Source organism: Streptomyces sp. NPDC006309, from assembly GCF_040613095.1.
Taxonomy (GTDB): domain Bacteria; phylum Actinomycetota; class Actinomycetes; order Streptomycetales; family Streptomycetaceae; genus Streptomyces.
The window spans coordinates 1-22017 of record NZ_JBEXRO010000027.1 but is presented as its reverse complement, the minus strand read 5'-3'; the positions used below and the strand labels follow the sequence as shown (position 1 = coordinate 22017).

Annotated in this window: 18 protein-coding genes and 2 pseudogenes; 17 read left to right on the top strand and 3 right to left on the bottom strand. The window is 72.1% G+C overall.

All coding sequences use genetic code 11. From position 1 onward, the window contains the following. Window positions 1-258 precede the first annotated feature (258 nt). Window positions 259-357: pseudogene (locus ABZ117_RS28265) on the top strand (VOC family protein); the annotation flags it as partial. Here the strand turns inward: ABZ117_RS28265 and ABZ117_RS28260 are convergent. Next, window positions 356-1015 carry a potassium channel family protein gene (locus ABZ117_RS28260; RefSeq protein WP_356824628.1) on the bottom strand — a complete coding sequence of 220 codons (660 nt, stop codon included), beginning with the start codon at window positions 1013-1015 and terminating at the stop codon, window positions 356-358. The pseudogene ABZ117_RS28265 and the gene ABZ117_RS28260 overlap by 2 nt on opposite strands. A 67-nt stretch (window positions 1016-1082) precedes the next feature. On the opposite strand from ABZ117_RS28260, the gene ABZ117_RS28255 reads away from it, so the two are divergent. Further along, on the top strand, window positions 1083-1643 hold the full coding sequence (locus tag ABZ117_RS28255) for an HIT domain-containing protein (RefSeq protein WP_356824627.1): 561 nt from the start codon (window positions 1083-1085) through the stop codon (window positions 1641-1643). Window positions 1644-1673: 30 nt separating this feature from the next. Here the strand turns inward: ABZ117_RS28255 and ABZ117_RS28250 are convergent, their stop codons facing one another. Both ABZ117_RS28250 and ABZ117_RS28245 read right to left on the bottom strand, forming a co-directional pair. After that, window positions 1674-3320, bottom strand: a complete 1647-nt coding sequence (locus tag ABZ117_RS28250; RefSeq protein ID WP_356824626.1) for a hypothetical protein — start codon at window positions 3318-3320, stop codon at window positions 1674-1676. Between the two features lie 218 nt (window positions 3321-3538). Next, window positions 3539-5740, bottom strand: a complete 2202-nt coding sequence (locus ABZ117_RS28245; protein WP_356824625.1) for an elongation factor G-like protein EF-G2 — start codon at window positions 5738-5740, stop codon at window positions 3539-3541. Between the two features lie 250 nt (window positions 5741-5990). On the opposite strand from ABZ117_RS28245, the pseudogene pgsA reads away from it, so the two are divergent. The 15 genes and pseudogenes from pgsA (at window position 5991) to ABZ117_RS28170 (ending at window position 21918) form a co-directional block, all read left to right on the top strand. After that, a pseudogene (gene pgsA, locus ABZ117_RS28240) lies at window positions 5991-6711 on the top strand (phosphatidylinositol phosphate synthase). Further along, the gene (locus ABZ117_RS28235; protein ID WP_356824624.1) at window positions 6708-7616 is read left to right on the top strand and encodes a phosphatidylinositol mannoside acyltransferase; all 909 of its coding nucleotides are present in this window, start codon (window positions 6708-6710) and stop codon (window positions 7614-7616) included. Before pgsA ends, ABZ117_RS28235 begins: the two are co-directional and overlap by 4 nt. Next, a complete protein-coding gene (locus ABZ117_RS28230; RefSeq protein ID WP_356824623.1) occupies window positions 7613-8824 on the top strand; it encodes a glycosyltransferase family 4 protein in 1212 nt (403 codons plus the stop codon). The genes ABZ117_RS28235 and ABZ117_RS28230 overlap by 4 nt, the downstream gene beginning before the upstream one ends. Before the next feature lie 603 nt (window positions 8825-9427). Then, the gene (locus ABZ117_RS28225; protein WP_356824622.1) at window positions 9428-9970 is read left to right on the top strand and encodes a hypothetical protein; all 543 of its coding nucleotides are present in this window, start codon (window positions 9428-9430) and stop codon (window positions 9968-9970) included. Between the two features lie 125 nt (window positions 9971-10095). After that, entirely contained in the window at window positions 10096-11001 is a 906-nt protein-coding gene (gene pdxS / locus ABZ117_RS28220) for a pyridoxal 5'-phosphate synthase lyase subunit PdxS (RefSeq protein ID WP_356824621.1), read from the top strand. A 13-nt stretch (window positions 11002-11014) separates the two neighbouring features. Next, window positions 11015-11620: a pyridoxal 5'-phosphate synthase glutaminase subunit PdxT gene (pdxT, locus tag ABZ117_RS28215; protein ID WP_356824620.1), complete on the top strand. Its 606-nt coding sequence runs from the start codon at window positions 11015-11017 to the stop codon at window positions 11618-11620. A gap of 48 nt (window positions 11621-11668) precedes the next feature. Then, complete coding sequence (locus tag ABZ117_RS28210) at window positions 11669-12421, top strand: YebC/PmpR family DNA-binding transcriptional regulator (protein WP_356824619.1); 753 nt, start codon at window positions 11669-11671, stop codon at window positions 12419-12421. 149 nt (window positions 12422-12570) lie between these two features. Beyond that, window positions 12571-13110, top strand: a complete 540-nt coding sequence (gene ruvC, locus ABZ117_RS28205) for a crossover junction endodeoxyribonuclease RuvC (RefSeq protein WP_356824618.1) — start codon at window positions 12571-12573, stop codon at window positions 13108-13110. Further along, a complete protein-coding gene (gene ruvA / locus ABZ117_RS28200) occupies window positions 13107-13712 on the top strand; it encodes a Holliday junction branch migration protein RuvA (RefSeq protein ID WP_356824617.1) in 606 nt (201 codons plus the stop codon). The genes ruvC and ruvA overlap by 4 nt, the downstream gene beginning before the upstream one ends. Window positions 13713-13736: 24 nt before the next feature. After that, the gene (gene ruvB / locus ABZ117_RS28195; RefSeq protein ID WP_356824616.1) at window positions 13737-14816 is read left to right on the top strand and encodes a Holliday junction branch migration DNA helicase RuvB; all 1080 of its coding nucleotides are present in this window, start codon (window positions 13737-13739) and stop codon (window positions 14814-14816) included. 211 nt (window positions 14817-15027) lie between these two features. Next, window positions 15028-15552: a preprotein translocase subunit YajC gene (gene yajC, locus ABZ117_RS28190; protein WP_356824615.1), complete on the top strand. Its 525-nt coding sequence runs from the start codon at window positions 15028-15030 to the stop codon at window positions 15550-15552. A gap of 144 nt (window positions 15553-15696) precedes the next feature. Beyond that, window positions 15697-17478, top strand: a complete 1782-nt coding sequence (gene secD / locus ABZ117_RS28185) for a protein translocase subunit SecD (RefSeq protein WP_356824614.1) — start codon at window positions 15697-15699, stop codon at window positions 17476-17478. Window positions 17479-17481: 3 nt separating this feature from the next. Continuing rightward, a complete protein-coding gene (gene secF, locus ABZ117_RS28180; protein ID WP_356824613.1) occupies window positions 17482-18582 on the top strand; it encodes a protein translocase subunit SecF in 1101 nt (366 codons plus the stop codon). Then, complete coding sequence (locus tag ABZ117_RS28175) at window positions 18579-19127, top strand: adenine phosphoribosyltransferase (protein WP_356824612.1); 549 nt, start codon at window positions 18579-18581, stop codon at window positions 19125-19127. Before secF ends, ABZ117_RS28175 begins: the two co-directional genes overlap by 4 nt. A gap of 253 nt (window positions 19128-19380) precedes the next feature. Further along, complete coding sequence (locus ABZ117_RS28170) at window positions 19381-21918, top strand: bifunctional (p)ppGpp synthetase/guanosine-3',5'-bis(diphosphate) 3'-pyrophosphohydrolase (protein WP_356824611.1); 2538 nt, start codon at window positions 19381-19383, stop codon at window positions 21916-21918. Window positions 21919-22017: the final 99 nt, after the last annotated feature.

The window sequence follows — 22017 nt, the reverse complement described above, 5'->3', positions numbered from 1 at the left end:
CGTGGTCGTGACGGCCGACGCAGTGTCCGGGGAGAGCCCCGGTCCCGCCGCACGCCGGCGGCCGCCCGGACCGGCGGCCCGACGGCGTCGCCGTGCCGCACGGTCAAGTACCAGGGTCAGCCGGTGACCGCCGGGTCGGCCAGAGGCCGTGCACGAGTGGGGTACCCGGCCTCGGCGTGAGCACGAGGCGGACGAGAGCCCCGCCGTCTCTCCGCGTGCTCCCTCCCAGCGCCCGCACGCGGCGCTCCGCAGCGGATCCAGGACCGGTTCGACGCCGTGATCGCCCGCCTGGAGACGGCCGGGGTCACCTGTCACGCCGGCCCCCACCACACCGAACCCGGCCGGATGAACCGGATCACCTCCCCGGGGGCCGTTCGTCGCTCTCCCGGGAGAACGTCTGCATGAGCCAGGACGAGAACGAACCCGTCACCGCGCCGAGCAGGCCCAGCCCGCAGGCCATCATCCCGGTCGCGATCATCCGGCCGAGCGGGGTCACCGGGGTGATGTCGCCGTAGCCGACCGTGCTCAGGGTCGAGGAGGCCCACCACACCGCGTCCCCGAAGGTGCGCATGTTGCTGCCGGGCGCCCCGCGTTCCTGCTGGTAGACCGCGAGGGCGCCGGAGAAGCCGAGCAGCACCGTGGACAGGCTCGCGTACGCGATCACCCGCGCGTGCAGGGACAGCCGGGGATCTCCCTGCCGGCGCTGGATGACGTCGTACAGCGGGACGATCCGCAGCGGGCGCAGCAACGGCAGCAGCACCACGGCCGTGTGCAGCAGATGCGTGGTGGCGAAGCGCAGGAAGCCCTGCCCGCCGAGCCGCCAGCGCACCGCGTAGTCGAGGGCGAACAGCACCCACAGGACGAGCATCAGGACCCCGCACAGGTTGCGCCAGCCCCAGGGCAGGCTCACGGCCAGGACCCGGGTGGCATAGGCGGCCATGAAGACCAGGGACGCCAGGAACAGGGGGATCTCGGTGCGCTGCTCCCAGCGAACCACGGGGCTGTCGTCGTCCACCGGCCAAGCTTGGCCGGAGACGACTGCCGGGGTCCCCCGGCGACACGCCGGGATCGGGCGAAGCCATATGCTGCCTAGCATGACGAGTGAGCCGGAACAGCAGATCGGAGTGGGGACGCAGGACGCGTTCCAGCGCCTGTGGACGCCCCACCGGATGGCCTACATCCAGGGCGAGAACAAGCCGAGCGGTCCGGGGGCCGACGACGGCTGTCCCTTCTGCTCCATCCCGGCGAAGTCGGACGAGGACGGGCTCGTCGTCCGGCGCGGAGACCACGTGTACGCCGTCCTCAACCTGTACCCCTACACCGGGGGTCACCTGATGACCGTGCCGTACCGGCATGTGGCCGACTACACCGACCTGACCCCGGCGGAGACCGTCGAGCTGGCGGAGCTGACCAAGCAGGCGATGACGGCTCTGCGCGCGGCGTCCGGCGCGCACGGGTTCAACATCGGCATGAACCAGGGCGCGGTGGCGGGCGCCGGTATCGCGGCCCATCTGCACCAGCACATCGTTCCCCGCTGGGGCGGGGACACCAACTTCATGCCGGTCGTCGGCCACACCAGGGTGCTGCCGCAGCTGCTGGCCGACACCCGCGGGATGCTCGCGGAGGCGTGGCCGGCCGGCTGATCCGCCGGGGCAGGCCGGACCGGCGCGGGCCTACGCGTCGTACAGGTCGGCCTTCCGGGGCGTCGGGTCCTGGACGTTGCCGCTGAGGAACGCCGAGCGGGCACCGAACTTCTCCGTGTCCACGCCGTTCTCCCGCAGCACCTTGATCGCGGCCGAGTGCACCACCCGCAGCACCGGTGTCGCCGCGCGCAGGGCGTCGTCGGCCATGAAGCGGTGGCGCCAGGGCTGGTCGGCCCAGGCGTGCCGCAGGCCGAACGGCTCGGGCAGGCCGAGGGAGCCGCCCAGCCACTTGAGCAGCGGCGGATACCACGTCAGCGGGGCGCGCACGGCGAGCCGGACGACCTCGTCGGTGCCGACCAGGGGCAGCTTGACCGTGCGGGTCTCCCAGGGCTTGAAGGACTTGGTGACCTCCTTGGCCGGCGCCTCCGGTTTCGTGGTGAACAGGGAGTTCACCGGCCCCAGCGCATGACCCGTGACCTCGATGCGCAGCGTCTCGTGCAGCACGGTGACGGTGATCAGCATCGTGATGACCAGCTGTCCGTCCCACAGCGTCCACTGCACGCCCAGATAGTGCCGGTCACCGCTGCCGAACTGCTGCTTGTTGCAGATGTCCTGTATGGCGTGCGGTTTGATCTGGAAGGCTTCGACGTCGGTGCCCTCGGGCCGGGAGACGGCCGTGGCCTTCTCCCCGATGGGGGTGACGATCCAGTGCCGTATCGACGGCTTCGGGAAGCCGCCGGTGTTCAGCGGGCCGCGCTCCAGGAGGGCCAGCTGGTCGTGGATCGCGCGTATCACGTCCCAGCTGCGGAACGGGTGGATCTCCCGGGTGGGGTCGGCGGGCACGAGGTCCTCGGCGAGCTGCCACGAGCCCCAGCGGGTGCCCATGCCCAGTATGCCCTTGGGGCCGGCGTAGAAGACGGAGTTGGACCGCTGTTCCGCCCGGAGCCGGGCCAGGGACTGCCGCAGCTCCTCGGCGGCGGTCTGGCCGGGGGCGCGGGGCACGGCCTCCGGGACCTTGGCGCCGACGCTGCTGCCGGACAGCAGCCCCGCCCAGCGGCCCCGCAGGTCCTGGGCGGTGCGCTCGCAGATCCGCTTGGCCCAGAACCAGCCGAGCACGGGCACGACGACGGTCGCGCGGGCGTACCAGGCCCAGAAGCCGGAGAACGGCATCTTGACCAGGAACAGCGCGGCGAGGATGCCGACGCCCAGCAGCAGCACGGTGCCCAGCGCCCCGGCCCGCCGGTCGTCACTGCGGGCGACGAGACCGCGCAGCTGGAAGACGAGCAGCCAGCAGAGCATCCCCGGCAGGAAGAGTAGGCCGCACACGACGGTGACGACGGTGAGCCGGTTGTCGCGCTCCCGGCGGATGTTGTTCGCGGCGAGGGCGTGTTCCACGACGAACTGGGGCTCGGAGCCGAAGGACTGGATGAGCGGCTTGCGGCCGGGAGCGAGCATCCGGTCGACCACGGCACGCGAGAACGCCTCACCGAGATTCGGCCGGAACATCTTCATCCTGCCGGCCTTCACGGCCGACTGGTGCCACTCGTTGTCGGCCTTCTTGATCTCCTCGACCGGGCTGTCCCGGTACGCCGCGGACGCCAGCGCGGAGGTCGCCGCCTGCCCCTCGTCGCCCGAGACGGGCACCTGGGGCCCGTCCCACTCCGTTCCAAACGACATTCCCGCCCCCATCGCCGCCGGTGTCGCTCCTGCGGCCTTCCCGACTTCTGTGCCCCGCACACCTGTTGGACGGCTCGTCGTGCCGGTACCGGACGAAAGCCGGACGGCCGCGGCACGACGCGCTCCGGTGATCAGCGTATCCGCCGGCACCGACAGCCCGGGGGCGGACGGCTGAAGCCGCCCGCCCGCACACCGGCGCCGGACCCCGGCCTGCCGGACTACCCGTCGTCCCCCGCCTGTTCGCGGATGCGCTCGGCGATCTGCGGCGGCATCGGCTCGTGGCGGGCGTAGCTCCGGTCGAAGCGGGCCGTGCCGTGGGAGAGCGAGCGCAGGTCGACCGCGTACCGGCCGATCTCGAACTCCGGTACCTCGGCGCGGATCAGGGTGCGCCCCGAGCCGACCTGTTCGGTGCCCAGCAGCCGGCCGCGCCGGCCGGACAGGTCGCTCATCACGGCACCCACGTAGTCGTCACCGACCAGCACGGTGACCTCGGCGACCGGCTCCAGCAGATGGATCCGCGCCTCGACGGCCGCCTCCCGCAGGGCGAGCGCGCCCGCCGTCTGGAAGGCGGCGTCGGAGGAGTCCACCGAGTGCGCCTTGCCGTCCACCAGCGTGACCCGCACGTCGACGAGCGGATAACCGGCGGCGACGCCCTTGGCGGCCTGCGCCCGCACGCCCTTCTCGACGGACGGGACGAACTGCCGGGGCACGGCGCCGCCGACGACCTTGTCCACGAACTCGATGCCCGAGCCGCCCGGCAGCGGCTCCACCTCGATCTCGCAGATCGCGAACTGGCCGTGCCCGCCGGACTGCTTGACGTGCCGGCCCCGCCCGGCGGACCGGTCCGCGAACGTCTCGCGCAGGGACACCCGGTGCGGTACGACGTCGACCTGGACGCCGTAGCGGCTGCGCAGCCGTTCCAGGGCGACGTCGGCGTGGGCCTCGCCCAGGCACCACAGGACGATCTGGTGGGTGTCCTGGTTGTGCTCCAGGCGCATGGTCGGGTCCTCGGCGACCAGCCGGGCCAGGCCCTGGGAGAGCTTGTCCTCGTCGGCCTTGCTGTGCGCCTGGATGGCGAGCGGCAGGAGCGGGTCCGGCATCTGCCAGGGCTCCATCAGCAGCGGGTCGTCCTTGGCGGAGAGCGTGTCGCCGGTCTCCGCGCGGCCGAGCCTCGCCACGCACACCAGGTCGCCGGCGACGGCATGGGGCACCGGGCGCTGCTGCCGGCCGAAGGGCATGGACAGGGCGCCGGTCTTCTCGTCGACGTCGTGGTCCTCGTGGCCGCGGTCGGCGAGGCCGTGCCCGGAGACGTGCACGGGCTGGTCGGGGCGCAGGGTGCCGGAGAAGACGCGGACCAGCGAGATCCGGCCGACGTAGGGGTCGGAGGAGGTCTTGACGACCTCGGCGACCAGCGGGCCGTCCGTGTCGCACGGCTTCAGCTCGCGCGGCTCCCCGTCGACGGTGGTGACGCCGGGCAGGGGGTGTTCGCACGGGGTCGGGAAACCGCCGGTGATCAGCTGGAGCAGCTCGACCGTGCCGAGACCCTGCCGGGCGCCCTCGGCGGCGGGGGCGGCGGCCAGGACGGGGAAGAAGCTGCCGCGGGCGACGGCCCGCTCCAGGTCCTCGATCAGGGTCTTGGTGTCGACCTGCTCGCCGCCCAGATAGCGGTCCATGAGGGTCTCGTCCTCGCTCTCCGAGATGATCCCCTCGATGAGCCGGTCACGGGCCTCCTCGATGTCCGGCAGCTGGTCCTCGCCGGGCTCGGACTCCTTGCGCTCCCCGGACGCGTAGTCGGACAGCTTCTTCGACAGCAGCCCGACCAGCCCGGTCACGCACGCGTGCCCGTCGGGGCTCTCGGGGCCGCGCAGCGGCAGGTACAGGGGCAGTACGGCGTCGGGATCGTCGCCGCCGAAGGCCTCCGCGCAGATCCGGGTCATCTCCTCGAAGTCCGCGCGCGCGGCCTCCAGATGCGTGACCACGATCGCGCGGGGCATGCCGACAGCCGCGCACTCCTCCCACACCATCCGGGTCGTCCCGTCGACGCCGTCCGAGGCCGAGACGACGAAGAGGGCCGCGTCCGCGGCGCGCAGACCGGCCCGCAGCTCCCCGACGAAGTCGGCGTATCCGGGGGTGTCCAGCAGGTTGATCTTGATGCCGTCCCAGGCGACCGGCACCAGGGAGAGCTGGACCGAGCGCTGCTGGCGGTGCTCGATGTCGTCGTAGTCGGAGACGGTGCCGCCGTCCTCCACGCGGCCCGCCCGGTTCACCGCCCCCGCGGTCAGTGCGAGGGCCTCCACCAGGGTGGTCTTGCCCGAGCCCGAGTGGCCGACCAGCACCACGTTCCGTACGGACGCGGGCCGGTCGGCCGCCAGAGCCCTGCCGGCGGCCCCGGGGTGGTGTGTCTGTGCCTTGTCGCCCATGATCCTGCCTCCCGTGCACGGTGAGGTCACTGTGGGCGCGGACGTACCGCATCCGCGTGCTGGGCGGTTGTGGCGACGCCCGCGGTCATTCGAGCTTTCCACTCCCGTCACGCCGCGTCCATACGAAGGGCTACGAAGGGTGCGTACGGGACATCGATCGCGTGACGAACGCCCCGCCCGCCGTGGCGTACACCGCTTCGCGGCGCGGCTGCGGGTGCCCGCCCGCCACGCACGCGCGTGCCTGGCTACGATGGGCCAGCCGGTGGCCACCAGGGGCCGCGGCGACACCGACCGTCGGGAAGGCCATGCTGAACAAGTACGCGCGTGCATTTTTCACGCGTGTCCTCACACCGTTCGCCGCGTTTCTCATCCGCCGGGGCGTGAGCCCCGACACGGTCACACTCCTCGGCACGGCCGGTGTGGTCGCGGGCGCGCTGGTCTTCTACCCCCGGGGCGAGTTCTTCTGGGGCACGGTCGTGATCACCCTGTTCGTCTTCTCCGACCTGGTCGACGGCAACATGGCTCGCCAGCTGGGCCGTTCCAGCCGCTGGGGCGCCTTCCTGGACTCCACCCTGGACCGGGTCGCCGACGGCGCGGTCTTCGGCGGGTTCGCGCTCTGGTACGCGGGCCACGGCGACGACAACATGCTGTGCGCGGTGTCGATCTTCTGCCTGGCCAGCGGACAGGTCGTGTCGTACACCAAGGCGCGCGGCGAGTCGATCGGGCTGCCGGTCGCCGTCAACGGGCTCGTCGAGCGCGCCGAGCGGCTGGTGATCTCGCTGGTCGCGGCCGGCTTGGCCGGCCTGCACAAGTTCGGTGTGCCGGGCATCCAGTGGCTGCTGCCGATCGCCCTGTGGATCGTCGCCGTCGGCAGCCTCGTCACGCTCGTCCAGCGGGTCGTCACCGTGCGCCGCGAGTCCGCCGAGGCGGAGGCGGCCACTCGGCCGACCGCCGGCGAGGCGGCCCAGTGAGCGGCGCCGACCGGCTCACCGACGCGCTGTACGGCGCCGGCTGGAGCACCGTCAAGAAACTCCCCGAGCCCGCCGCGGCGCGCCTGGGCCGGACCATCGCCGACCTCGCCTGGAAACGGCGCGGCAAGGGCGTACAGCGCCTGGAGTCCAACTACGCGCGCGTGGTGCCCGGCGCGAGCCCCGAGCGGCTCGCCGAACTGTCCCGCGCGGGCATGCGGTCCTACCTGCGCTACTGGATGGAGTCCTTCCGGCTGCCGGCCTGGAGCGCCGAGCGGATCACGTCGGGCTTCGAGGCCAAGGACCTGCACCATCTGACCGACGGCCTGGCCGCCGGCCGGGGCGTGGTCCTCGCGCTGCCGCACCTGGCCAACTGGGACCTGGCCGGCGCCTGGGTCACCACCGCCCTCCGGACGCCGTTCACGACGGTCGCCGAACGCCTCAAGCCCGAGACGCTCTACGACCGCTTCGTCGCCTACCGCGAGGGTCTCGGCATGGAGGTCCTGCCGCACAGCGGCGGATCCGCCTTCGGCACCCTGGCCCGCAGGCTGCGCGACGGCGGTCTGGTCTGCCTGGTCGCCGACCGTGACCTGTCCGCCTCCGGTGTCGAGGTCGACTTCTTCGGCGAGCGGGCCCGCATGCCCGCGGGCCCCGCCCTGCTCGCCCAGCAGACCGGCGCGCTGCTGCTGCCCGCCACCCTCTGGTACGACGACTCGCCCGTCATGCGGGGCCGGGTGCATCCGCCCGTCGAGGTCCCCGCGTCCGGCACGCGCACCGAGAAGACGGCCGTCATGACGCAGGCGCTGGCCGACGCCTTCGCCGGCGGGATCGCCGACCACCCCGAGGACTGGCACATGCTCCAGCGCCTGTGGCTCGCCGACCTCGACCCCACGAAGGGACCCGCGTGAGAATCGGGATCGTCTGCCCGTACTCCTGGGACGTGCCCGGTGGCGTCCAGTTCCACATCCGCGACCTCGCCGAGTACTTCCTCCGCCTCGGCCACGAGGTGTCCGTCCTCGCCCCGGCCGACGACGACACCCCGCTGCCGCCCTACGTCGTCTCCGCCGGCCGCGCCGTCCCGGTGCCGTACAACGGCTCGGTGGCCCGGCTGAACTTCGGGTTCCTGTCGGCGGCGCGGGTGCGGCGCTGGCTGCACGACGGCGAGTTCGACGTGGTCCACATCCACGAGCCGACCTCGCCCTCGCTCGGCCTGCTGGCCTGCTGGGCGGCGTCCGGCCCGATCGTGGCCACCTTCCACACCTCCAACCCGCGCTCGCGCGCGATGATCGCCGCCTACGCGATCCTCCAGGCCGCCCTGGAGAAGATCAGCGCGCGGATCGCGGTGAGCGAGTACGCCCGCCGCACCCTCGTCGAGCACCTGGGCGGGGACGCGGTGGTCATCCCCAACGGCGTCGACGTCGACTTCTTCGCCAAGGCCGACCCCGACCCGCGGTGGCAGGGCGACACCATCGGCTTCATCGGCCGCATCGACGAGCCCCGCAAGGGCCTGCCGGTGCTGATGAAGGCCCTGCCGGACATCGTGGCCGCCCGGCCGGGCACCCGGCTGCTGGTGGCGGGCCGGGGCGACGAGGAGGCTGCCGTCGAGGACCTGCCGAAGGAGCTGCGCTCGCACGTCGAGTTCCTCGGCATGATCAGCGACGACGACAAGGCACGCCTGCTGCGCAGCGTCGACCTGTACGTCGCGCCCAACACCGGCGGCGAGAGCTTCGGCATCATCCTCGTCGAGGCGATGTCCGCGGGCGCCCCCGTCCTCGCCTCCGACCTGGACGCCTTCGTCCAGGTCCTCGACCAGGGCGAGGCCGGCGAGATCTTCGCCAACGAGAACGCGGCCGCGCTGGCGGAGGCGGCCGTAGGGCTGCTGGCCGACCCGGCGCGCCGGACCCTGCTGCGCGAGCGCGGCAGCGCCCACGTGCGGCGGTTCGACTGGTCCACGGTCGGCGCGGACATCCTGTCCGTCTACGAGACGGTGACGGCCGGCGCGGCGGCGGTCGCCGCGGACGAGCGGACGACGGGCCTGCGGGCCCGCTTCGGCCTGACCCGCGACTGGAGCGGCAACACCCGCGAACAGCCGACGGCTCCGGGGCTGAGGGACTGAGACGGGGCCATGCGCCCGGGCTCGGTGACCGGGCAGGGGAGCGACGCTCCGGATTCCGGGACCGAAGCAGAGACGCACGGAGCGAATTCGACTGCCGCCGGCTTTCGGGTGGAGTGCGGCGGTACGGGCTGGCCGCCGGTTTCCGGGTTGCGGTACGGGGGGCTGTGGGGACTGAGGCGGGAGTGGTCGGGGCGGCGTGCGGGTCGCCGGCGGCTTCCGCGGTGGGGTGCGGTGGTACGGGTCGGCCGGCGGTCTTCGGGTTGCGGTACGGGGGGCTGTGGGGACTCAGGCGGGGGCGGGTGGGGCGGTAGGCGGGTCGCCGTCGGGTTCGTGCGGTCGGCCGGCGGTCTTCGGGTTGCGGTACGGGGGGCCGTGGGGACTGAGGCGGGAGCGGCCGGAACGGTGGGCGGATCGCCGGCGGGCTCGTGCGGTCGGCCGGCGGCCTCTGAGCTGCGGACGCCGGGGCCGGAGGCAGGGGTGCCGGGGATCAGGGGCGCGCCGGGTTCCCGGTCCGGGCGGGGCCGCGGCAGCCGCCGGGCACCGGGGCGGCGGCCTCCCGGAGTGCGGCGGAGGCGTTCGCGGAGCAGCCGATAGCCTTCCGCCGTGACCCTAACCCTCATCTGGATCCTCCTCGCGCTCGTCGCCGTCGGCGTGTACCTGAGCTGGACGGCCGGACGGCTCGACCGGCTGCACGTGCGGATGGACGCCGCCCGGGCCGCCCTCGACGCCCAGCTGCTGCGGCGGGCCTCCGTGGCGCAGGAGCTGGCCACCTCGGGCGTCCTGGACCCGGCCGCCTCGATCGTGCTGTACGAGGCCGCGCACGCCGCCCGGCAGGCAGAGGAGGAGCACCGGGAGGTCGCCGAGAGCGAGCTGAGCCAGGCACTGCGCGCGGTGTTCGCGCATCCGGCGCAGGTGGAGGCCGTACGGGAGGCGCCGGGCGGCGAGGAGGCGGCCCGGGAGCTGGCCGAGGCCGTCCGCCGGGTGCCGATGGCCCGCCGCTTCCACAACGACGTGGTGGGGGCGGCGCGCAGGCTGCGGGAACACCGTAAGGTGCGCTGGTTCCGGCTGGCCGGCCACGCCCCCTTCCCGCTGGCCGTCGAGATGGACGACGAGCCGCCCGCGGCGCTGGTGGAACGGGTCTCCTGACCGTCCGCCGACGGCCCGGTGGACCAAAACGATCCACCGGCTTGCCATTGGCCCTTGCTTTGGACTGGTCCGTTCGCGTTTCCTCAGCGGTGCAGAAGCCTTCTTCCCCACCAGTGAGGTCACCCGTGTCCACCATCGACAACCAGGCTCCCGAGACCGGCACCGCCCGCGTGAAGCGCGGTATGGCCGAGCAGCTCAAGGGCGGCGTCATCATGGACGTCGTCACGCCGGAGCAGGCGAAGATCGCCGAGGACGCGGGCGCCGTCGCGGTCATGGCCCTGGAGCGGGTCCCCGCGGACATCCGCAAGGACGGCGGCGTGGCCCGCATGTCCGACCCGGACATGATCGAGGGCATCATCGAGGCCGTCTCGATCCCGGTCATGGCCAAGTCCCGCATCGGCCACTTCGTCGAGGCCCAGGTGCTCCAGTCCCTCGGCGTCGACTACATCGACGAGTCCGAGGTGCTGACCCCGGCCGACGAGGTCAACCACTCCGACAAGTGGTCGTTCACCACCCCCTTCGTGTGCGGTGCGACCAACCTGGGCGAGGCCCTGCGCCGCATCGCCGAGGGCGCCGCGATGATCCGTTCCAAGGGCGAGGCCGGCACCGGCAACGTCGTCGAGGCCGTCCGCCACCTGCGCCAGATCAAGAACGAGATCGCCCGGCTGCGCGGCTACGACAACCACGAGCTGTACGCGGCGGCCAAGGAGCTGCGCGCTCCGTACGAGCTGGTCAAGGAGGTCGCCGAGCTGGGCAAGCTCCCGGTGGTCCTCTTCTCCGCCGGCGGTGTCGCCACCCCGGCCGACGCCGCTCTGATGCGCCAGCTCGGTGCCGAGGGCGTGTTCGTCGGCTCCGGCATCTTCAAGTCGGGCGACCCGGCCAAGCGCGCCGCCGCCATCGTGAAGGCCACCACCTTCTACGACGACCCGAAGATCATCGCGGACGCGTCCCGCAACCTGGGCGAGGCCATGGTCGGCATCAACTGCGACACCCTCCCCGAGACCGAGCGCTACGCGAACCGCGGCTGGTAAGGCACCGGAACACATGAACACCCCCGTCATAGGCGTCCTGGCCCTCCAGGGCGACGTACGGGAGCACCTCATCGCCCTGGCCGCGGCGGACGCCGTGGCCAGGCCGGTGCGGCGCCCCGAGGAACTCGCCGAGGTCGACGGCCTCGTGCTGCCCGGCGGCGAGTCCACCACCATCTCCAAGCTGGCCGTCCTCTTCGGGGTGATGGAGCCGCTCCGCGCGCGCGTGCGCGCCGGCCTGCCCGTCTACGGCACCTGCGCCGGGATGATCCTGCTCGCCGACAAGATCCTCGACCCGCGCTCGGGCCAGGAGACCATCGGCGGCATCGACATGATCGTGCGCCGCAACGCCTTCGGGCGGCAGAACGAGTCGTTCGAGGCCGCGGTCGACGTGCGGGGCGTCGCGGGCGAGCCTGTGGAGGGCGTCTTCATCCGCGCCCCCTGGGTGGAGTCCGTGGGCGCCGGCACCGAGGTGCTCGCCGAGCACGAGGGCCACATCGTCGCGGTGCGCCAGGGCAACGTGCTCGCCACCTCCTTCCACCCTGAACTGACCGGCGACCACCGGGTTCACTCCCTGTTCGTCGACATGGTGCGCGCCGATCGGACACCGGAGTCCTTGTAGGATCGCTGCCGTTCGTACAGAGATGGGTTACGCGAAGGAGACAGGCAGATGTCCGGCCACTCTAAATGGGCCACGACGAAGCACAAGAAGGCCGTGATCGACGCCAAACGCGGCAAGCTCTTCGCGAAGCTGATCAAGAACATCGAGGTCGCCTCGCGGACGGGCGGCGCCGACCCGGACGGCAACCCGACGCTGTACGACGCCATCCAGAAGGCGAAGAAGTCGTCGGTCCCGAACAAGAACATCGACTCCGCGGTCAAGCGCGGCGCGGGTCTCGAGGCCGGCGGCGCCGACTACGAGACGATCATGTACGAGGGCTACGGTCCCAACGGTGTCGCGGTGCTCATCGAGTGCCTCACCGACAACCGCAACCGCGCCGCCTCCGAGGTCCGCGTCGCCATGACCCGCAACGGCGGCTCCATGGCGGACCCGGGTTCGGTGTCGTACCTGTTCAACCGCAAGGGCGTGGTGATCGTCCCCAAGGGTGAGCTGTCCGAGGACGACGTGCTCGGCGCGGTGCTCGACGCCGGCGCCGAGGAGGTCAACGACCTCGGCGACACCTTCGAGGTCATCAGCGAGGCCACCGACATGGTCGCGGTCCGCACCGCCCTCCAGGACGCCGGCATCGACTACGACTCCGCCGAGGCCAACTTCGTCCCCACCATGCAGGTCGAGCTGGACGAGGACGGCGCGCGGAAGATCTTCAAGCTCATCGACGCGCTGGAGGACAGCGACGACGTGCAGAACGTCTTCGCCAACTTCGACGTGAGCGACGAGATCATGGAGAAGGTCGACGCGTAACGCGCACGGCTGATCACGGGCCGACGGGACATCCCCCGTCGGCCCGTCGCGTTGCCGGGCGCCGCCCGCCCGCCCGGGCGGCGGGTGCGGGGCGTTGTCGGTGGCACCCGATAGCCTGCACGAACAGGCCGTCGAACGGAGGGGGCGCGGTGCGCGTACTGGGGGTGGACCCCGGGCTGACCCGGTGTGGGGTCGGTGTCGTGGAGGGGGTCGCGGGCCGCCCGCTCACGATGCTCGGCGTCGGCGTCGTACGGACAGCCGCGGACGCCGACCTCAGCCACCGGCTGCTCGGTGTCGAGCAGGGCATCGAGCAGTGGCTGGACGAGCACCGGCCCGAGTTCGTCGCCGTGGAGCGCGTCTTCAGCCAGCACAACGTGCGTACGGTCATGGGCACCGCCCAGGCCAGCGCCGTCGCCATGCTGTGCGCCGCCCGGCGCGGCATCCCCGTCGCCCTGCACACCCCCAGCGAGGTCAAGGCCGCCGTTACCGGCAGCGGTCGCGCCGACAAGGCGCAGGTGGGCGCCATGGTCACCCGGCTGCTCCGGCTGTCGGCGCCGCCCAGGCCCGCCGACGCCGCCGACGCCCTCGCGCTCGCCATCTGCCACATCTGGCGTGCCCCCGCGCAGAACCGGCTCCAGCGGGCCGTCGCCCTGCACACCGCCCACGCAACGAAAGGCCGTACGGCATGATCGCCTTCGTCAGCGGCACGGTCGCCGCACTCGCCCCCGACACAGCGGTCGTCGAGGTCGGGGGCGTCGGCATGGCCGTCCAGTGCACGCCGAACACGCTCTCGACGCTCCGGACCGGTCAGCCGGCCAGACTGCACACCTCCCTCGTCGTCCGCGAGGACTCGCTCACCCTCTACGGCTTCGCGGACGACGACGAACGCCAGACCTTCGAGCTGCTTCAGACCGCGAGCGGGGTCGGCCCCCGCCTCGCCCAGGCGATGCTCGCCGTGCACACCCCGGACGCCCTGCGCCGCGCGGTCGCGGGCGGCGACGAGAAGGCCCTCACGGCCGTCCCCGGCATCGGCAGGAAGGGCGCCCAGAAGCTGCTGCTGGAGCTCAAGGACCGGCTCGGCGCGCCGGTCGGTGCCCCCGCCGTAGGCGCGCCCGCCGGCCAGGGCTGGCGCGACCAGCTGCACGCGGCCCTGCTCGGCCTCGGCTACGCCACCCGCGAGGCCGACGAGGCGGTCGCCGCCGTCGCCCCCCAGGCCGAGGCGGCCGAGGGCACCCCCGAGGTGGGCCGGCTGCTGAAGGCCGCCCTCCAGACGCTGAACCGAGCCCGCTGACCGAGACCGTCGTAAGGCACACACATGAACTGGGACGATCCGACCGGCACCCCCGCCCCCGACCGGCTGGTGGGCCCGGTCGCCGACGGGGAGGACCAGGCCGTCGAGGCCGCCCTGCGCCCCAAGGACCTCGGTGAGTTCATCGGCCAGGAGAAGGTCCGCGAACAGCTCGACCTGGTGCTGCGCGCCGCACGCGCGCGCGGCGCCACCGCCGACCACGTCCTGCTCTCCGGCGCGCCCGGCCTGGGCAAGACCACCCTGTCGATGATCATCGCGGCCGAGATGGGCGCCCCCATCCGCATCACCTCGGGCCCCGCCATCCAGCACGCCGGCGACCTCGCCGCGATCCTGTCCTCGCTCCAGGAGGGCGAGGTGCTCTTCCTCGACGAGATCCACCGCATGTCCCGGCCCGCCGAGGAGATGCTGTACATGGCCATGGAGGACTTCCGCGTCGACGTCATCGTCGGCAAGGGCCCCGGCGCCACCGCGATCCCGCTGGAACTGCCTCCCTTCACCCTGGTCGGCGCCACCACCCGCGCGGGCCTGCTGCCGCCCCCGCTGCGCGACCGCTTCGGCTTCACCGCGCACATGGAGTTCTACGAGCCGCACGAACTGGAGCGGGTGGTGCACCGCTCGGCGCACCTGCTGGATGTCGAGATCGACCCGGCCGGCGCCGCGGAGATCGCCGGCCGCTCCCGCGGCACGCCCCGCATCGCCAACCGCCTGCTGCGCCGCGTCCGCGACTACGCGCAGGTCAAGGCCGACGGCGTCGTCACCCGCGACATCGCCGCCGCCGCCCTCGCGGTGTACGAGGTCGACGCGCGTGGCCTGGACCGGCTCGACCGCGCCGTCCTGCAAGCCCTGCTGAAGCTGTTCGGTGGCGGCCCGGTCGGCCTGTCGACCCTCGCGGTCGCGGTGGGGGAGGAGCGGGAGACGGTCGAGGAGGTCGCCGAACCGTTCCTGGTCCGGGAGGGCCTGCTCGCCCGGACCCCGCGCGGCCGGGTCGCCACCCCCGCCGCCTGGGCCCACCTCGGTCTCACCCCGCCCCGCTCGGCTCCCGGAGGCGCCGGGGGAGGCGCACAGCCAGACCTGTTCGGGGCGTGACGGCGGCCTGATGCCCGCCCGATGGCCACGTGATGCCGTGGTGACAGCGGGGACATTGGCCTCGGCAGGAACCCAGGTGCCATGCTGAGCGTTGTTCCATGCGCGCGGACTCGCTTAGACTCCGCCGATGCCGCCCTTGCGGGTGGCGCCGACCACGCCCCCATCCCAATGGCCGCTGTCCGTCGCGGTCGCGCGAAGGAAATCCCGTCCCGTGAATACCTTGACCCTTCTCCCCTTCATCGTGCTCATCGCGGCCATGTTCCTGATGACGCGCTCGGCCAAGAAGAAGCAGCAGCAGGCCGCCCAGATGCGGAACGAGATGCAGCCCGGCTCCGGTGTCCGCACGATCGGGGGGATCTACGCGACGGTCAAGGAGGTCAACGAGGAGACGGTCCTCCTCGACGCCGGCCCCGGCGTGGACCTGCTGTTCGCGAAGAACGCCATCGGTGCCGTCCTCTCCGACGACGAGTACAACCGCATCGTCCACGGCGTCGAGCACGACCTGAAGTCCGACGCCACCGTCGTCCCGGACGACGCGTCCTCCCTCACCGAGACCGACGAGACCGACGGGCCCGCCGCTGCCGCCGCCTCCGACGACAAGATCGACCTCGGTAAGAAGGACGCCGCCGAGCGCGGGGACGACGCGATCCGGGCCGCCGAGGACAAGGCCCAGGCCGCCGAGGCCAGGACGGAAGACGAGCCGAAGAAGACCGACGGCGACTCCGGCACGAAGTAGTCACGCCCCGGGACGCGCGGCGGGGGCACCACCAGCCCCGCCCCGCGCACCCCGGGCACGGCTGTCTCGCACGGGAGCCCGACACCATGTCATGGCCGACCGCGCCGACCGGGCGCGGGGCGGCCCGAGAGGGAGTACGAGAAGGTGGCAGCACCTAAGAGGGGCCGGAGCGCGAGCGCCCAGAGCAAGCCAGGGCGCTCGCTGGCCCTCATCCTGATCGCCATCGTGGCGCTCACCGGAGGGATGTTCGCCTCAGGGCACACCACTCCGCGTCTCGGTATCGACCTCGCCGGTGGTACGAGCATCACGCTCAAGGCGAAGGCCGACCAGGGGTCCGCGATCAACAAGGCCAACATGGACACCGCGGTCGACATCATGAACCGCCGTGTCAACGGCCTCGGCGTCTCCGAGGCGGAGGTGCAGACCCAGGGGACCGACAACATCATCGTCAACATCCCCAAGGGCACCAACTCCGCGGAGGCCCAGCAGCAGGTCGGCACCACCGCCAAGCTGTACTTCCGTCCGGTCCTGGCCAGCGAGCCCAGCGGCGCCGCCGCGCAGAGCCCCTCGCCGAGCGCCTCCTCCAGCGGCGGCTCCTCGCCCAAGCCGGGCGCGAGCCCCTCGGGCAGTGCCTCCCCGCAGCAGGCGACGTCCGGCTCCGCGTCCCCCACGGGCACCGCGACCTCCCAGGGCCGCGCCGTCACCGACGCGCTCAAGGCCGGCTCCACCCCCTCGCCGAGCGGCTCCGCCTCCGGCAGCGCCAAGCCGTCGGCCACCCCCTCGGCCCCGTCGAGCGGCAAGCCCTCCGGCGACACCGCGCTCCAGGCCCGGTACGCGGCCCTGAACTGCGCCAAGCCCGCCGACCGCGCCAACGCCGGCAAGAACGCCAGGCCCGGCCAGCCCACCGTGGCCTGCGGTGAGAACGACGGTGCGTGGTTCAAGTACCTGCTCGGCCCGGCCGCCGTGGACGGCACCGAGGTGAAGAAGGCGCAGGCCGTCTTCGACACCCAGGGCGCCTCCGGCTGGCAGGTCCAGATGACCTTCACCTCCGGCGGGGGCAAGAAGTTCGCGGACATCACCGGCGAGCTGGCCAAGAACCAGACCCCGCAGAACGAGTTCGGCATCGTCCTGGACGGCGAGGTCGTCTCCAGCCCGTTCGTGCACGGTGCCATCACCGGCGGCCAGGCGGAGATTTCCGGCAGCTTCAAGCAGGAGGAGGCCCAGAACCTCGCCAACATGCTGTCGTACGGCGCCCTCCCGCTCTCCTTCCGCGAGGAGTCCGTCACCACCGTCACCGCCGCGCTCGGCGGCGAGCAGCTGCGCGCCGGCCTGCTCGCCGGCGCCATCGGTCTCGCGCTGGTCGTGATCTACCTGGTGGTGTACTACCGCGGCCTGTCCCTCGTGGCCATGGCCTCCCTGGTGGTCTCCGCGATGCTCACCTACCTGATCATGACGCTGCTCGGCCCGGCCATCGGCTTCGCGCTGAACCTGCCCGCGGTCTGCGGTGCCATCGTCGCGATCGGTATCACCGCGGACTCGTTCATCGTGTACTTCGAACGCATCCGTGACGAGATCCGCGAGGGCCGCTCGCTGCGCCCCGCCGTGGAGCGGGCCTGGCCGCGCGCCCGGCGCACCATCCTGGTCTCGGACTTCGTGTCGTTCCTCGCCGCCGCGGTGCTGTTCATCGTCACCGTCGGCAAGGTGCAGGGCTTCGCCTTCACCCTCGGCCTGACCACCCTGCTCGACGTGGTCGTCGTCTTCCTCTTCACCAAGCCGCTCATGACGCTGCTCGCCCGCCGCAAGTTCTTCGCGGACGGCCACAAGTGGTCCGGGCTCGACCCGAAGGGCCTGGGCGCCAAGCCGCCTCTGCGCCGTACCCGCCGTTCCGCCGGTCCCGCCGGCCCTGCCGACCCGAAGGAGGCATGAGCGATGTCGAAACTCGGCAGCCTCGGCGCTCGACTGCACCGCGGCGAGATCAGCTACGACTTCGTCGGCAAGCGCAAGATCTGGTACGGCGTCTCGATCCTGATCACCATCACGGCCATCGTCGGCCTGGCGGTGCGCGGCCTGAACATGGGCATCGAGTTCCAGGGCGGCGCGGTCTTCACCACGCCGACCAGGATGAGCACCTCGGTGGCCCAGGCCGAGACGTACGCCAAGGACGCCGCCGGCCATGAGGCGATCGTGCAGAAGCTCGGCAACGGTAGCCTGCGCATCCAGATCGCCGGCATCGAGACCGACCAGTCCGACCGGATCAAGAAGGAGCTGGCGAAGGACCTGAACCTCGACCCCGAGAAGCTCGCCGCCGACCTGGTCGGCCCGAGCTGGGGCGAGCAGATCGCCAACAAGGCCTGGGAGGGCCTGGCGATCTTCATGGTCCTCGTCGTGATCTACCTGGCCATCGCCTTCGAGTGGCGCATGGCCATCGCGGCGCTGGTCGCGCTGATCCACGACATCACCATCACGACCGGTATCTACGCCCTGGTCGGCTTCGAGGTCACCCCCGGCACCGTCATCGGCCTGCTGACCATCCTCGGTTACTCGCTCTACGACACGGTCGTCGTCTTCGACAGCCTCAAGGAGCAGACCAAGGACATCACCAAGCAGACCCGCTGGACCTACAGCGACATCGCCAACCGGTCGATCAACGGCACCCTGGTCCGCTCCATCAACACCACGGTCGTCGCCCTGCTGCCGGTGGCCGGTCTGCTCTTCATCGGCGGCGGCTTCCTCGGCGCGGGCACGCTCAACGACATCTCGCTGTCGCTGTTCGTCGGTCTCGCGGCCGGTGCCTACTCCTCGATCTTCATCGCCACCCCGCTCGTCGCCGACCTCAAGGAGCGCGAGCCGGCGATGAAGGCCCTCACCAAGCGGGTCCTGGCCAAGCGCGCCCAGGCCGCGGCCGGCGGGGACTCCGCGGAGTCGCCCGCCACCCCGGGCGACGACGCCGCCCCGGCCGTGGTGGGTCCGCGCAACCAGCCCGAGTCGCGCGGCCGGGGCCGCGGCCGGACCTCGGGGAAGCGCCCATGACCGAGCTGACGGACATCTCGACGCTGCTGCTCAGCCGCATCCGTGACGTCGCCGACTACCCGGAGCCGGGCGTGATGTTCAAGGACATCACCCCGCTCCTGGCCGACCCGGCGGCCTTCGCGGCGCTCACCGACGCCCTCGCCGGGATCGCCGCCGCCACCGGCGCGACCAAGGTCATCGGGCTGGAGGCCCGGGGCTTCATCCTCGGCGCCCCGGTCGCCGTCCGCGCGGGACTGGGCTTCATCCCGGTCCGCAAGGCCGGCAAGCTGCCGGGGGCCACCCTGCGCCAGGCCTACGACCTGGAGTACGGCTCGGCCGAGATCGAGGTGCACGCCGAGGACCTGGCCTCCGGGGACCGCGTCCTGATCGTGGACGACGTCCTGGCCACCGGCGGCACCGCCGAGGCCGCGGTCCAGCTCGTCCACCGGGCCGGCGCCGAGGTCTGCGGGATCGCCGTGCTGATGGAGCTGGGCTTCCTCGACGGCCGCGCCCGCCTGGAGCCGGCTCTGGGCGGCGCGCCGGTTGAGGCGCTCCTCAGGATCTGACCGGCCCGCACACCGAACGGCCGCCCCGGTGCCACCGGGGCGGCCGTCGCCGTACCGGGCCCGGCACAGCCCGGCACGGCACGGCACCCGCGGGGAGCGCCCGGGGACGGCCGTGGAATCCTTCAGGCGCTCCGTCCGTTGCACGGGTAGACGGTCCTCACCGCGGCCTGGAGGCGATGACCGGGCGCAGGATGGCTACCATGGGATGTCCGGAGCCTGACCGGGGGACCCGGATCGCGCACGAGGAGTCCTCTTGCCAGACGAGGCCCAGCCACTGACCGCCGCCAAGCCCGAGCCCGCCTCGGCACCCGCGGCGAAGCCCGCGCCGAACGCGTCCCAGGTGAAGAACGACACCCGCGGACCGGTCGAGCACGCCCAGTCCGCGCCCGTCGAGAAGAGCGCCGAGGCCTCGCGTCCCAAGCCCGCCCCCGCGGAGCGCCCCGCGCAGCCGCCGGTCGTGCGCCAGCCCCCCACCCCGTCGGCCCGCACCGGTTCCTCCAACCGCGTCCGGGCCCGCCTCGCCCGCCTGGGCGTCCAGCGCGCGAACCCGTACAACCCCGTCCTGGAGCCGCTGCTGCGGATAGTGCGCAGCAACGACCCCAAGACCGAGAACTCCACGCTGCGCCAGATCGAGAGCGCCTACCAGGTCGCCGAGCGCTGGCACCGCGGCCAGAAGCGCAAGAGCGGCGACCCGTACATCACGCACCCGCTCGCCGTCACCACCATCCTGGCCGAGCTGGGCATGGACCCGGCCACGCTGATGGCCGGCCTGCTGCACGACACCGTCGAGGACACCGAGTACGGCCTCGACCAGCTGCGCCGCGACTTCGGCGACACCGTCGCCCTGCTCGTCGACGGCGTCACCAAGCTGGACAAGGTCAAGTTCGGCGAGGCCGCGCAGGCCGAGACCGTGCGCAAGATGGTCGTCGCCATGGCCAAGGACCCCCGCGTCCTGGTCATCAAGCTCGCCGACCGCCTGCACAACATGCGCACCATGCGCTACCTCAAGCGCGAGAAGCAGGAGAAGAAGGCGCGCGAGACGCTGGAGATCTACGCGCCGCTCGCCCACCGCCTCGGCATGAACACCATCAAGTGGGAGCTGGAGGACCTCGCGTTCGCGATCCTCTACCCCAAGATGTACGACGAGATCGTACGGCTGGTGGCCGAGCGGGCGCCGAAGCGTGACGAGTACCTGGCCATAGTGACCGACGAGGTCCAGGCCGACCTGCGGGCCGCCCGCATCAAGGCGACCGTCACCGGCCGCCCGAAGCACTACTACAGCGTCTACCAGAAGATGATCGTGCGGGGCCGCGACTTCGCCGAGATCTACGACCTGGTCGGCATCCGCGTCCTCGTCGACACGGTCCGCGACTGCTACGCCGCCCTCGGCACCGTCCACGCGCGATGGAACCCGGTCCCCGGCCGGTTCAAGGACTACATCGCGATGCCGAAGTTCAACATGTACCAGTCGCTGCACACGACGGTCATCGGGCCCAACGGCAAGCCGGTCGAACTCCAGATCCGCACGTTCGACATGCACCGCCGCGCCGAGTACGGCATCGCCGCGCACTGGAAGTACAAGCAGGAGGCCGTCGCCAGGGCCTCCAAGGTCCGCACCGACGTGCCGAAGGCCTCCGGCAAGGACAAGGACGCCATCAACGACATGGCGTGGCTGCGGCAGCTGCTGGACTGGCAGAAGGAGACCGAGGACCCCAGCGAGTTCCTGGAGTCCCTGCGCTTCGACCTGTCCCGCAACGAGGTCTTCGTCTTCACGCCCAAGGGCGACGTCATAGCGCTGCCGGCCGGGTCCACCCCGGTGGACTTCGCGTTCGCGGTCCATACCGAGGTCGGCTACCGCACCATAGGAGCGCGGGTCAACGGCCGCCTCGTGCCGCTCGAATCCACCCTGGACAACGGCGACCTGGTGGAGGTCTTCACCTCCAAGGCGACCGGCGCCGGCCCGTCCCGCGACTGGCTCGGCTTCGTCAAGTCGCCGCGGGCACGCAACAAGATCCGCGCCTGGTTCTCCAAGGAACGCCGCGACGAGGCGATCGAGCACGGCAAGGACGCCATCGTGCGGGCCATGCGCAAGCAGAACCTGCCGATCCAGCGCATCCTCACCGGCGACTCCCTCGTCACGCTCGCCCACGAGATGCGCTACTCGGACATCTCCGCGCTGTACGCGGCGATCGGCGAGGGCCATGTCTCCGCGCAGAACATCGTCCAGAAACTGGTGCAGGCCCTGGGCGGCGAGGAGGCCGCCACCGAGGAGATCGACGAGTCGGTCCCGCCGGCGCGCGGACGCAGCCGCAAACGCCGCTCCAGCGCCGACCCGGGCGTCGTCGTCAAGGGTGTCGACGACGTGTGGGTCAAGCTGGCCCGCTGCTGCACACCGGTCCCCGGCGACCCGGTCATCGGCTTCGTCACGCGCGGCAGCGGCGTCTCGGTGCACCGCAGCGACTGCGTCAACGTCGACTCGCTCTCCCGTGAGCCGGAGCGCATCCTCGAGGTCGAGTGGGCACCCACCCAGTCCTCGGTCTTCCTGGTCGCCATCCAGGTCGAGGCGCTGGACCGCTCCCGCCTGCTGTCGGACGTCACCCGCGTCCTGTCCGACCAGCACGTCAACATCCTCTCCGCCGCGGTGCAGACCTCCCGCGACCGGGTCGCCACCTCCCGCTTCACCTTCGAGATGGGCGACCCGAAGCACCTCGGTCACGTCCTGAAGGCCGTCCGGGGCGTGGAGGGCGTGTACGACGTGTACCGCGTGACCTCCGGACGCAGCCGGTCGTAGCCGCTCACGCGGAAGGGCCCCGTACGCGCGTACGGGGCCCTTCCGCGTGAGCGGCGGGCCCAGGTCGGTCCCGCCCACCCACGAGCCCGAGGCGAAGCC